The sequence below is a fragment of the Hyphomicrobium sp. genome (genome assembly GCF_051860585.1).
Lineage (GTDB): Bacteria > Pseudomonadota > Alphaproteobacteria > Rhizobiales > Hyphomicrobiaceae > Hyphomicrobium_C.
Map to the genome: position 1 here is coordinate 298,444 of NZ_JBHYDS010000002.1, position 11,864 is coordinate 310,307.

Sequence of the window (11,864 nt, forward strand, 5' to 3'; positions counted from 1 at the left end):
CCGTGGGCGTCTGCCCCAGTCCGCCTAAAAAAGTCTGCCGTGAACTAAGGTGCCGCAGCTTTGATCTCGCCCGCCTCGGCCGTGACCTGCGTCCCCGGCCGCACCATTGGATTGGCAAGGCCGTCGATGATGATCTTGTCTTTGACTTCGATGCCGGCCGTCACCACCCGCAACCCCTCGTAGAGCGGCCCGAGCGTCACCGAGCGGCCCTGCACCTTGCCGTCGTCACCCACCACGAAGATCATCTTCTTCATCTGGTCGGACACGACCGACGCGTCAGGAACGAGCAGCGCATCCACCTCACCGCCGAACAACCGCAGACGGGCGAAGATGCCCGGCGCGAACAGCTGCTCCTTGTTGTCGATGATGGCGCGCCCGCGCATGGTGCCCGACCGCGGGTTGAGCTGGTTGTCGACGAAATCCATCGCGCCTTCGTGCGTCCAGTCGGTCTCGTCGGACAGACGGATGCGGACCGGGTTGGAGTTATCGCGCGAGGAGGCCCTCTTGCCGGACGTCGCAAGGCGCGCGTAGCGGAGATAATCAGACTCCGACACGTCGAACAGGAAATGGATGGGATCGAGCGAAACGATCGTCGTCAGCAGCGTCGTCCCCTGCGCCCCGCCGATGACGAGGTTGCCGATGTCGACCTTGCGGTCCGAGATCCGCCCCGAGATGGGCGCCTTGACGACCGTCCATTCGAGGTTGAGCTCGGCGTTCTTGAGATTGGCTTCCGCGACCTGCAGCTGCGCTTCGGTCACGCTGAGGTTGGCGCTGCGCTGCGTGAAGTCTCGCTCCGTCACCGCTCCGGATTTCACGAGGGGCGCCGCCCGCTCCACCTCGCTCATCGCCAGCGCAACGGTCGCCTTCGCCCGGCCCGTCTCGGCGCGCGCGCTCTCGACCGCGATCTCGAACGGCCGCGGATCGATCGTGAACAGCTGATCGCCCGCCTTGACGATCTGCCCGTCCTTGAAATGCACCTTGTCGACGAAGCCCGAAACGCGCGGACGAACCTCCACGGTCTCGACCGCCTCGAAGCGGCCGGAATATTCGTCCCATGTCGTGATGTGTTTTGCGATCGGCTGAGCAACGGTCACTTTCGGCGCGGGGGGCGCCTGGGCGAACACCGAAGAGACGGCCAGGAAAACTGCCGGCACGCCTAGGATCAGGGTGGCCAGCACTTCGCGGGAGCGGCGCATTGAAAATCTCTCGACTAAATGAAAGACGGGATGGAACGAGACCTGAAACCCATTCTTTATACGTCGCGGCTTCAAAATCCCAGCCCGCCGTCCGCCTTTTCACCCTCCTGTGGCAGAGGCGCGCTCCGTAATCAGCCAGGACAGTTTGTGGTCGGCATGACCTTGACTTTATGCGGCCGCGCCACCAAGGGGTGCGCACCGCAGCCCACGGTCGATGTTGGCAAGCGTCCCCAATGTGCGGTACGGGGAACAGGGGACGACGCTCAAATAAGCAGCAACCAGAGAGTTGGATCGTGACGGGCTCGAAATTTGATCGGCGGCAGATCCTGTCCGGGGTCGCGGCCACCGGCCTTGCCGCAACACTGAAAGTTGCAGCGGCCGAACCGGCATCTGCAGAGAGTGTCGCCGCCAAGGCAGGAGCACGAGTCGGCTTGAAGCTCGGTTCGCCCGAAAAATTTTCGTTCACCCTGCTCGAGGACCGGGCCCGCGAGCGCGCCGGGCAACCGTTTGAGCCGGCGCAGCCGGTCGCGCCCGCCCTCCTCGACCGCATCGACTACGATGCCTACCAGGCCATCCGCTTCCGTCCCGAGGCGACCCTGATGCTGGATGAGGACCGCGCCGTGCCGGTCCAGCTCTTCCACCTCGGAAAGCATTCTCGCGACTCCGTGAAAGTACATCTGTACCAGGCCGGCGAGGCGCAGGAGGTGCTGTACAGTTCCGCCCTGTTCGACACCCCCGAAGGCCACCCCGCTCGCGAGTTGCCGCCCGATGTCGGCTTTGCCGGCTTTCGCGTCATGGCGCCCGACCTCAAGACCGATTGGCTGGCGTTCCTCGGCGCGTCCTATTTCCGCACCTCCGGTCCCTTCAATCAGTACGGCCTCTCCGCCCGCGGGCTGGCCATCGACACCGGCGCGCCGACGCCCGAGGAGTTTCCGCGCTTTACCGACTTCTGGCTCGAGAGCGGCGACAACGACGCGCACGTCTTCACGGTCTACGCCTACCTCGACAGCGAGAGCGTCACCGGGGCCTACCGCATCACCGCCAAACGCAACGTCGACGACCACAACATCGCCCGCATCGACATGGAGATCGAGGCGAAGCTGTTCGCGCGGCGCGATATCACCCGCCTCGGCATAGCGCCCTTCTCGAGCATGTACTGGTACGGCGAGACCAGCCGTCGCCAAGTTGTTGACTGGCGCCCGGAGATCCACGACTCCGACGGTCTAGCGATCTGGACCGGCTCCGGCGAGCGCATCTGGCGCCCGCTCAACAATCCGCCGCGCGTCATGGGCAACGCCTTCGTCGACAACGACATCCGCGGCTTCGGCCTGCTCCAGCGCGACCGCGACTTCGTGCACTATCTCGACGACAGCGTATTCTATGAACGGCGCGCCTCCGTCTGGGTGGAGCCGATCACGCCGTTCGGTGAGGGCGAGGTGCACCTCCTCGAAATTCCGACCGACGACGAGATCCACGACAACATCGCCGCGTATTGGTGTCCGAAGGCGCCCTTCAAGGCCGGCGAAAGCCGCCGCTACGTCTACCGGCTGCGCTGGCTCGACGACATCCCCTTCCCGCGCGCGCTCGCCAAGGCGACCGCGACCTGGACCGGCATCGGCGGCCGCCCCGGCCACAAGCGGCCGGAAGGCGTGCGCAAGTTCGTGGTCGATTTTCAGGGCAGCAGCTTCCGCGGCATCGGTCGCGAAGACGGCGTGGAAATCGTGGTCACGCCCTCACGGGGCACCCTGAGCAACGCCTACTGTCACCCGGTGGTCGATCAGCGCGAGCGCTGGCGCGCGCTGTTCGATCTTGAAGCGACAGGCACGGAGCCCGTCGACATCCGCATGTTCCTGCGCAAGGACGATCGCGCGCTTACCGAAACATGGGTCTTCCAGTACTTCCCGGAAGCCTGACCGGCGCGGCCCAGCAGCGCGCGCTAGGCAACCGCCTCGCTGTTGAGATGGCTTTCTGCAATCTTGGTGAGCTTCGAATCCGCGCCGTACTCTTCCTTGAGGGTCTTGCCGAGGATCTGCGACGCCTTCTTATGACCCAACAGGTCCGCCCACGAGATGAGCGTGCCATACCGCGTGATCTCGTAGTGCTCGACCGCCTGTGCGGCAGCGATCATGGCGGCATCGCGCGTATCGGGATCCTTGATCTCCTCCATCAACGAATCCGCCTCTTCGAGAATGCCGTCCATGGCGGGGCATTTGCTGGCTTTCGGCTTGAGCTCGAGGGATGCGAAGACCTCTTCGAGGCGCGCGACATGCTCCTTGGATTCCTCGAGATGCCCCGTGAATGCCTTCGCGAGTTCGGATGAGTCCGCCGCCTTCGCCATCTTCGGCAGCGACTTCACGATGAGCTTTTCGGCGTAGTAGATGTCCTGCAGCGTATGCTGGAACAGGTCGCTCAGCTTTTCGACTTTCATGGTTTCCTCCGGCAGCGTTCTGATTGAAAAAAAGGCCGGTCAGGGACCGACCTTTGATGCAAATGAAAGCGTCTCAAAGTTTTTCGTTGATCTTGTCGGCGACCTTGTTGGCGCCGTCCTTGACGGCTTCCTTGGCGTCGCCCACGGCGACCTGCGCCTTGCCCTTGAGCTCTTGCACCGCGCCTTCAGCTTGCAGCCTCTCGGAGCCGACAACCTTACCCACGCCCTGCTTGACGTTGCCTGCGGCTTCGTTGGCGTAACCTTTGATCTTGTCTGTCGTGCTTCCCATCGGACTTGAACCTCACAAAACACCCGCGTCGTTGCGAGTTTGCGATCAACGTTCAAGTGTTCTCTTGGTTCCGGGGGAGAGTAGGCGCTTGCCGGCACTTCGCTCAATGCGCGGCGACGGTAAGGGCGTTTGGGATCACTTGGACGCCGGAGATCACTTCGGCGCCTGGGAGAAGAGCGGGCACGTCAGCGTCTTCCGCAACGCGTCGACCAGCTCTTTCCGGTTGCGTGCGGTGAGCGAGAGACCGCCGGTCTCCTCCGCCATGCAGGCCGATCCGGTCCCGCTCGCGATCCACGTCGAACCTGGCACCTTGAATTGGATCACGTGAATGGTGAGCTGCTTGGCCTCGGAACGAAGCTGACGGGCAAGCTTGCACGGGTCGCCGCCGCACGTTTCCTCGCCGTCCGTCAACAGCACCACGACCGCCGGCTTCGCGCGGAAGTCCAGCGCGGCCGCCGCATCGCGCACCGCAGACGTGATCGGCGTCTGCCCCGCCGGGACGACGCCAGCCACCTCGGCCATAATGGTTTGCGCGCTGTTGGGACCCGGCTTCAGCCGCAGCTCGACGTTGTCGCATCGCTCATGCGGGCCGGGCCCGTACACGATGAGACCGAGATCGCGGCGCGGCGTCACCTGGGGCAGAACCGCGTCCAGGGCTTCGCGCACCTTGGCGATGTGGGGACGCTGCTCGTCGATATCCGTTCCGGCCATCGAGCCGGACGCGTCGAACACAAGCATGGCGTCGTCGAGACACCGGGTTTCAGAGCCGGTCTCGGCCACAACCGCACCCGACAGCGCCATGCAGATCGCGAGTGTAGAAACAGGAACGGCCCGGCATCGCATCGCGCACTCCGCGGCTGGATCCTGCCCGGACGCTCAGGCAAGCCCCGTTAGGCCAGTCCTGTTACGCCGGGCCCGTCGCCACCGGCGTGTCGAGCGCCTCCTGGCCCCATTCGGCCCACGATCCGTCGTAGACGGCCGCGTTGGTTTGACCGATCACCGCCAGCGCCAGCGACAGCATCGAGGCGGTGACGCCCGATCCGCACGTCGTCACCACCGGCTTCAGCGGATCGATGCCCACATCGGCAAAGATCTTTTGCAGCTCGGCCTTGGATTTGAGCGTGCCGTCCGGATTGAGGATCGTCACCGACGGGACGTTCTTTGCGCCGGGAATATGCCCCGCGCGCAGGCCCGGCCGCGGCTCGGGCTCCGTGCCCTCGAAGCGCGCCTTCGGCCGCGCGTCGACGATCTGCATGTTGCCGGCGGCGACGTAGCCCTTCATGTCGTCGATATCGCGCAGCAGGGAATTGTTCTGCAGCGGCGTGAAGTGGCGCGCGGTGCGCGACACGGGAGCCATGTCCTCGAGCGGCCGGCCCTCGGCCTTCCACTTCTTGAGGCCGCCATTGAGCACCGCTACGTCCTGATGCCCCATGGCGCGGAACGTCCACCACACGCGCGCGGCCGAGAACAGGCCATACGTGTCGTAAACCACGATGCGCATCCCATCGCCCACGCCCATCTTCTTCATGCGCGAGGCGAACTTCGGCGTCGGCGGCAGCATGTGCGGCAGGGGCGATTTCTCGTCGACGAGATCGTCGATGTCGAAGAACAGCGCGCCGGGGATGTGCTCCGCCAGGTATTCGGCTTTCGCATCGCGCCCCGCGTTCGGCAGATGCCAGGAGCCGTCGAAGACGATCAGATCCGGCGCATCCAAATGCTCGGCGAGCCACTCTGTCTCGACGATCCAATTCTTGGCGGTCACCGGCACGAAATCCTCCCTGAGTGCTTGTCTGCGATGCGGCCGCTATATCGGCGGCGTGTTATCTGGCCTGAAGCGGCCCCACCTCGTCGCCATAGCCTGAAAGGCAAGATCACCGAAGCCTGAAAGGCTTGGCGCGCGGATCGATGGAGGCCGGCGGGCGCCGCGGGCGACTGCCCGGGCACCGAAGCGCGCCGTACCCTAATGGCGACATGTGACGGCCGCAAGTGCCGTCCCTGACGCTGCTCGGAAGGAGCGAAAACCTCCTCCCGATGAATATCTTGGACCTTGAGCGCCTTACAAAAATGTAACCGCTGCGCCGCCTTACGGATGCACGTGACGCAGCCGCACCCCTTGGACGTCGCATCATCGCATCCACATCTTCCTTGAGGGCCCTCGGTGGGCCTCAAGGATAGAGCAACGGAGGTGCATCATGTCCATCGTCACTCATCTGCCTGCAGGTCTCGTCCTCGGCCTTCTCCTTGCCGTCAGCCCCGGCGCCGCATCTGCTCACCAGGGAGGCGGAGGGGCTCATTCGGTCGGAGTATCGCCGGGGATACCGACGGCGCTGTCGCACAAGCCGTCTTCACTCTCTCTGTCTTCACCCGCTATAGGAGCAGCCGCGCGCACGGCCACCGGCGCGACATCGATCCCCTCATCTCCTGGCGCGGCGTCTCCTGGCGCGGCGACGGGAGGCGCCTTGGGGTCGCCGACGCTGAACATTCCCCCAACCTCGCCCGCATGCGAGACGGCCGAAAGCGTCAATTGCGAAGCCAAGATTGAATCGTACGCAACGGTCACTCAAGGCGATCCGAACCCGCCCTGGATTGCACCGGTCCCGACCACCATCCCTCCGACGCCCGCCGCCCCGGCGATCGTCGAACCGTCCACGGATACCGGCACCCTCCTCGAGCAGAGCGGCGGCGCGACCCAGATCGAAACTGCCGGTGGCGGCCCGACGCTTACCGATTGCATGTCGCTTTGGGACAAGGACGTCCACATGACGAAAGCGCTCTGGAAGACTGTGTGCATCCGCACCATGAACGGCATTGACGAGCCGACCGAGGGTCTCGGCATCCCGATGCCCAAGGCATCCGCGGCATCCGCGCGGGTTCACGCCCTTCCTGTCGCGCGCAACTGACGCTGCCAGAGACAGCTACTCCTTCGTCTCGAAGGAGCTGCCGTTATGGATTTTGAGCACTCCGAAATCCTTCGAGCGCGAGTTCGCGCTCGCCGGCCCTGTATCGTGCGCCTCGAGGCCCCGTTTCAACAGCTCGCGGATTGCGGCGGCGCGGCTGGGTAACCGGAACATGAATCTGAAGTCGTCGATGGCCTTCAACTCCTCATGCGACAGCATGATTTGGAGGCGCTCTTCTCTCTCTCTGCTGATCATCTCAAAAACCCGAAGCAAGACCCCAATATGAGATTTGTTAGCTAAAAACGCACGAGGCTGCAATTTGGTTGCATACGGTCAACTCGTGGAAAACGTCGTGTCCGGATTGTGCGCCACTAACACCTTGATTAATAAGCGAAATAGCATAGTTTCGACGGCATGAGCTAGGAGGCAGCCATGCCGCGTTTCTTTGTGTTGGAAGACGAGCCCTTGATCGCCGCGATGCTGGCGGACTGGCTCGAACAGCAGGGGCACAGCGTCGTCGCGCTCGCCCACACCGCGTCCGAAGCCCTCGCGATTGTCGATCGATTACAAGTGGATGCCGCAATCCTGGACATCAAAGTCCGCGACGGCGCAGCCTACCCGGTCGCGGAGAAACTCAGGCAACGGCGCATTCCGTTCCTGTTTGCGACCGCCTGCGAGAAGTCCGGCATCGAAGCCGAGTTCCGCCAGGAAATGTGGGTGTGCAAACCGTTTGAATTCGACGTGCTGAGCGAAAAATTGCACGACGTCCTCGCGCGCGGCCTCCATCGGACGCTTGCGGAAGGTGGTTGCGGGCGACCGCAATTCGCCGCATCGGGCGCCTGATCTCTGACCGCGGACGGCCAATAGCGGTTTCCAGGATGCCGGCTGCGTTTACGCCGATTGCGGCACTTAGGCCGCCAAGTCTCTCGCCACGAACGCGTCGCTCGCCAGCGCAATTTTAACCCGGCCGAGTTTGACCCGGCCGAGTCTGATTTGATTGAAACCCAATCATCGGGCCAACAACTCAATCTTTCGAATTCAGCGCCACTGTCTTGCTGCCGTCATCCTCGAGCTTGAGGTGAACGCGCTTTTCTTTTCCCTGGCGCCAAATGGTCATTGACACTGAAGTCTCGGGTTTGGAGTCCGCAACGCGGCGGGCAAGATCATGACTGTTCTTGATGAGCGCTCCGTTGAACGTCAGTATCACGTCACCGCTTCGCAAGCCGGCCTTCGCTGCAGGGCCATCGGCGGCCGGGTTGGACACCAACGAACCACGCTCATCCTTAAGCCCGACGCTGTCGGCGATATCACGCGTCACGTCCTGGATCTCGACGCCGAGCCAGCCGCGCTCGATGCGTCCTTTATCCCGGAGGATCGGAATGACGTTGGACACGAGGTTAGCGGGAACATCGAATGCAATCCCGACCGAGCCGCCGGATGGCGAATAGATCGCCGTATTCACGCCGATCACTTCTCCCTGCATGTTGAATGTCGGGCCGCCGGAGTTGCCTTTGTTGATCGGCGCATCGATCTGGATGTAGTCGTCATATGGGCCTGAGCCGATGTCACGCCCCTCGGCTGACACAATTCCAGTTGTGACGGTTCCGCCGAAGCCGAACGGATTACCCACAGCCATCGCCCACTCGCCGACACGCGGCTTTGCGGCTGCAAGCTTCACGAATGAAAAGTCGGAGCGGCCGTCTGCCTTGATCAGCGCCAGGTCTGTTTTCGGATCGGCACCAATGACGCGCGCGGGATAACGCTTCCCATCGTACCCAATAACTTCAACCTTTTTTGCGTCTTGAATAACGTGATTGTTGGTCACTGCGTAGCCGTCCGGGGTGATGAAGAACCCGCTACCGGTCACCAACGACCGCTGCTTACCCGGTGCCGCGCGGTTTTGCTGCTCGCCACCGTTTTGCGGCCCGCGATTGAAGAATTTATCGAACGGGATGCCTTCCGGCGGATTGCTGTCCGGTTCGGTCGCGGCGTCAGGCTCCTCGGCAACACCAATCCGCACGACGTTGATCGAGACGACGGCCGGCTTCACGCGTGCAGCGAGTTCGGCGAAGTTCGGCAACCCAAAGACCGTCGGCGACATGACTGCCGCAGGACCCGGGTTTTGCGCCGTAACTGGTTCTGCGGCGAACGCGATTGTGCTCAACGCGATACAGCTGGCCGCAATCATCACCGTCGGCTTGGCGGCGCTCATGACCGGCGAAGCCGGGAAGACCGATTCCTTAAACATCTGGCATCGCTTTCCTCGACATGGCGAAGGTTTCTCAGTTTCTCATTATCGAAGGTAATGCGACGCAAGTTGCCGAACCATGGATGTGGAAATACCATTTCGTAAGCCAGCATTTTCCGGTTAGCGCCAGACGCGATCAGGCGCCTGTTTTGACGCCGAAAGACAGGCACAGGCGCGCCTAGTTTAATGCTTCGATGGATTTAACCGTGCCCTCGTCTCAAAAAGCGGTGTCAGCGGTTGTGCGAACAGCACCCTTCTTGGGCACGTGCCGACAGAGAGAACGAGATGCAGCAATGGCAGCAGAATGAGCATCAGCCTGCCGAGGGCGAGACAGGCGCCCCGCGCCATACGCGTGCTCGACGCCGTGCGCGCGGACGAAGCTGTCGAGACCGCGAAAATCAATCTCAACTATTGCCGTATCGTGTCCCCGATCAATGGACGCGCGGGCCTTCGGCTGGTCGATCTTGGAACTATGTCCAGTCGGGAGACACCAGCGGTGTGGTCGTGATCACGCTGACGAAACCGATTTCAGTAATCTTCTCCGTCGCGCAAGACACCATCCCCCCAGTTCTTGCCGAAGCAGCGAAATGGCGAGCTACTGTCGGTCGAAGCTTTCAGCCGCGACGGGTCGCAAAAACTCTCGCCGCGCACCCTCCGAGCCGCGGACAACCAGATCGACACGTCGAAAAAACGAGAGAGCCGCAGGCCGGTGCAGCGGCCGCGCTGAGGCATGCGTTGTCAACGCAAGCCCACGCCGGCTTTGTACCAACCCAGAACTTTTTTTCGTTTTCAACGTCAACCCGTTGAAAACATTGGTGAGCCGGGAGGGAGTCGAACCCTCGACCCCATGATTAAAAGTCACGTGCTCTACCGCTGAGCTACCGGCCCACAGCCGCGGAGCGCGGGATGTCCGCGCCGACGCCAATCATGGAGTGCGCTTTCTAAGGGCGGCGCTGCGGCGGGTCAAGGCGAGGCGCGCGCCAAAGCCGAGATGTCACGGGACTGCGCGGCTGAGAGGGCGCGGACCGCGCAACTCAGGCAACTCAGGAAGAGCGGCTCGCACGACTTGCCACTCCCGGAAAAATGCCACGTCCCAAACCGCGCCCCATGCGCTAAGAGAGGCCCCTCATCCAGCCGGTGCGCTCCCCTGGTGCCATGACAGACGCCTCACCGATCCATCCCCCCACAGACCCTTCGCGCGACCGCCTCACGGCCATTGGCTTGATGGTGGCCGCGGTTGTGCTGTTCTCCGGCCTCGACACCGCCGCCAAATACCTCGTCACGCGCGAAGGCCTCTCGGTCGCGCAGGTCGTCTGGTCGCGCTTCGTCGGTCAGTTCGTGCTGCTGCTGGTGCTGTTGCCGGCCTTCGGCATCATGACCGCCAAGGCCCTGTTCACCACCAACCGCTTCGGCCTGCAGATGGCCCGCTCGGTGCTGATGGTCGGCACGACGGCCTTCAATTTTCTGGCGCTTGAGCACCTGCGGCTCGATCAGACGATCACGATCGTCTTCCTCGCGCCGCTGGTCGTCGCCCTGCTGGCGGGACCGCTCCTCGGCGAATGGGTCGGCGCGCGCAGGCTGATTGCAATTCTCGTCGGCTTCATCGGCGTCCTCATAGCGGTGCGCCCGGGCCTCGGCGCCGTACCGCCGGCCGTGCTCTACGCCTTCGCCGCCATGGCGGTCTATGCGCTCTTCATGCTGCTCACGCGCTACATGGCCCACTTCGACCCGCCGCTCGTGACGCTCTTCTATTCGATGTTCGTCGGCACCTTCGTGGGCGCGCCGTTCGCCTTCGCCGAATGGCAGGCTCCGCCGGACATCCTGTCCTGCGTGTTGCTGGCGTCGCTCGGCGTACTCGGCGGAACGGGCCACTGGCTGTTCCTGCACGCCTACCGCCTGGCGCCTGCATCCGCCATCGCGCCGTTCCTCTACATGCAGCTCTTGAGCATGGTCGCGTTCGGTTTTGCCGTCTTCGGCGACCTGCCGGACGTCTGGACTCTCGCCGGTGCGACGCTGATCGTCGCCTCAGGCGTCTACCTCGTGCAGCGCGAACGCCGTCTCGCCCGCGAGATGGCCGACGCCGCCCCGATGCCCTAGAGTGCTTCCGGAAAAGTGGAAACCGGTCATGGCGAAGCCGTGCTGGCCACAGTGTCCGATAAGAAGCACGATAAAACAAAGGGCTAGAGTCTTTCCGCGATTCAACCAAAACCGGAAAGACTCTAGGCGAGACGCGCGGGGCTTAACACTGGCGGCCGACAGCGCGGCGCGCAACGCAACCGGCAACGAGCCCGCCGAGCTGCGCGGCATCCTTGGCGGACTGCTTGGCGTGGCGCGCCGTGTTCTGCAAGGCGCCCTTGGCGACGCTCGTGAAGAAACCGGCCTGGGCGCCGCCCACGGGAAGCGACAGAGCGGTAGCGGCAAGGACCAGCAGGGCGAGGCGAGTGCGGCGCATAATATGTGTCTCCCAGTTTGCTCCGAGCGCGCCGGAATGGCGCCTCGTTGGGAGGCTTATGACAGTCGCGGCCCGGCCCCGCAGTTCTCTGCGAAACACATGAGTGCTTCCGGAAAAGCGGGCACCGGTCATGGCGCAGCCATGCCAGCGACAGTGTCCGATAAAGAAGCACGATTCTAGTGATCAGGCCGCCTTGGCGAGCGTCACACGCGCCTTGGTCTCGTCCGCCCAGGCTTCGAACCGCCCCTCCTCGATAGCCGAGCGCATCCCCGCCATCAGGTCCTGGTAGAACACGGTGTTGATCCACGACAGGATCATCGCGCCCAGATATTCTCCCGACCGCATCAGGTGGTG

At 63.2% G+C, this 11,864-nt stretch carries 13 protein-coding genes and 1 tRNA gene; 4 read left to right on the plus strand and 10 right to left on the minus strand.

Going from position 1 to position 11,864, the window contains the following annotated elements:
* Window positions 1-44 precede the first annotated feature (44 nt).
* Window positions 45-1,196, minus strand: coding sequence for an efflux RND transporter periplasmic adaptor subunit (locus tag ACTIFK_RS04195; RefSeq protein WP_439541791.1), 1,152 nt, complete (start codon window positions 1,194-1,196; stop codon window positions 45-47).
* Between the two features lie 293 nt (window positions 1,197-1,489).
* Here ACTIFK_RS04195 and ACTIFK_RS04200 point away from each other — a divergent pair, with 293 nt between their 5' ends.
* On the plus strand, window positions 1,490-3,109 hold the full coding sequence (locus ACTIFK_RS04200; RefSeq protein ID WP_439541792.1) for a glucan biosynthesis protein: 1,620 nt from the start codon (window positions 1,490-1,492) through the stop codon (window positions 3,107-3,109).
* 23 nt (window positions 3,110-3,132) lie between these two features.
* Here the strand turns inward: ACTIFK_RS04200 and ACTIFK_RS04205 are convergent, their stop codons facing one another.
* The 4 genes from ACTIFK_RS04205 to sseA form a co-directional block, all read right to left on the minus strand.
* Complete coding sequence (locus tag ACTIFK_RS04205) at window positions 3,133-3,624, minus strand: YciE/YciF ferroxidase family protein (protein WP_439541793.1); 492 nt, start codon at window positions 3,622-3,624, stop codon at window positions 3,133-3,135.
* A gap of 73 nt (window positions 3,625-3,697) precedes the next feature.
* Window positions 3,698-3,913 carry a CsbD family protein gene (locus ACTIFK_RS04210; protein WP_439541794.1) on the minus strand — a complete coding sequence of 72 codons (216 nt, stop codon included), beginning with the start codon at window positions 3,911-3,913 and terminating at the stop codon, window positions 3,698-3,700.
* A 153-nt stretch (window positions 3,914-4,066) separates the two neighbouring features.
* Window positions 4,067-4,756: a vWA domain-containing protein gene (locus ACTIFK_RS04215; protein ID WP_439541795.1), complete on the minus strand. Its 690-nt coding sequence runs from the start codon at window positions 4,754-4,756 to the stop codon at window positions 4,067-4,069.
* A gap of 61 nt (window positions 4,757-4,817) precedes the next feature.
* Entirely contained in the window at window positions 4,818-5,681 is an 864-nt protein-coding gene (gene sseA / locus ACTIFK_RS04220; protein ID WP_439541796.1) for a 3-mercaptopyruvate sulfurtransferase, read from the minus strand.
* Window positions 5,682-6,105: 424 nt separating this feature from the next.
* On the opposite strand from sseA, the gene ACTIFK_RS04225 reads away from it, so the two are divergent.
* Entirely contained in the window at window positions 6,106-6,813 is a 708-nt protein-coding gene (locus ACTIFK_RS04225) for a hypothetical protein (protein ID WP_439541797.1), read from the plus strand.
* A 15-nt stretch (window positions 6,814-6,828) separates the two neighbouring features.
* Here the strand turns inward: ACTIFK_RS04225 and ACTIFK_RS04230 are convergent, their stop codons facing one another.
* Window positions 6,829-7,029, minus strand: coding sequence for a hypothetical protein (locus ACTIFK_RS04230; protein ID WP_439541798.1), 201 nt, complete (start codon window positions 7,027-7,029; stop codon window positions 6,829-6,831).
* 213 nt (window positions 7,030-7,242) lie between these two features.
* Here ACTIFK_RS04230 and ACTIFK_RS04235 point away from each other — a divergent pair, with 213 nt between their 5' ends.
* Window positions 7,243-7,653 (plus strand): response regulator, encoded by a 411-nt coding sequence (locus ACTIFK_RS04235; protein ID WP_439541799.1) that lies wholly within the window; start codon window positions 7,243-7,245, stop codon window positions 7,651-7,653.
* Between the two features lie 181 nt (window positions 7,654-7,834).
* On the opposite strand, the gene ACTIFK_RS04240 is transcribed toward ACTIFK_RS04235, so the two are convergent.
* Both ACTIFK_RS04240 and ACTIFK_RS04245 read right to left on the minus strand, forming a co-directional pair.
* On the minus strand, window positions 7,835-9,022 hold the full coding sequence (locus tag ACTIFK_RS04240) for a trypsin-like peptidase domain-containing protein (protein ID WP_439541800.1): 1,188 nt from the start codon (window positions 9,020-9,022) through the stop codon (window positions 7,835-7,837).
* An 849-nt stretch (window positions 9,023-9,871) separates the two neighbouring features.
* A tRNA-Lys gene (locus tag ACTIFK_RS04245) sits at window positions 9,872-9,946 on the minus strand.
* A gap of 267 nt (window positions 9,947-10,213) precedes the next feature.
* Here ACTIFK_RS04245 and ACTIFK_RS04250 point away from each other — a divergent pair.
* Window positions 10,214-11,155: a DMT family transporter gene (locus tag ACTIFK_RS04250; protein WP_439541801.1), complete on the plus strand. Its 942-nt coding sequence runs from the start codon at window positions 10,214-10,216 to the stop codon at window positions 11,153-11,155.
* 142 nt (window positions 11,156-11,297) lie between these two features.
* Here ACTIFK_RS04250 and ACTIFK_RS04255 read toward each other — a convergent pair whose 3' ends face one another.
* Together ACTIFK_RS04255 and ACTIFK_RS04260 are read right to left on the minus strand one after the other, a co-directional pair.
* A complete protein-coding gene (locus ACTIFK_RS04255; protein WP_439541802.1) occupies window positions 11,298-11,510 on the minus strand; it encodes a hypothetical protein in 213 nt (70 codons plus the stop codon).
* Window positions 11,511-11,693: 183 nt separating this feature from the next.
* The gene (locus tag ACTIFK_RS04260; RefSeq protein ID WP_439542071.1) at window positions 11,694-11,855 is read right to left on the minus strand and encodes a hypothetical protein; all 162 of its coding nucleotides are present in this window, start codon (window positions 11,853-11,855) and stop codon (window positions 11,694-11,696) included.
* Between the last annotated feature and the right edge of the window lie 9 nt (window positions 11,856-11,864).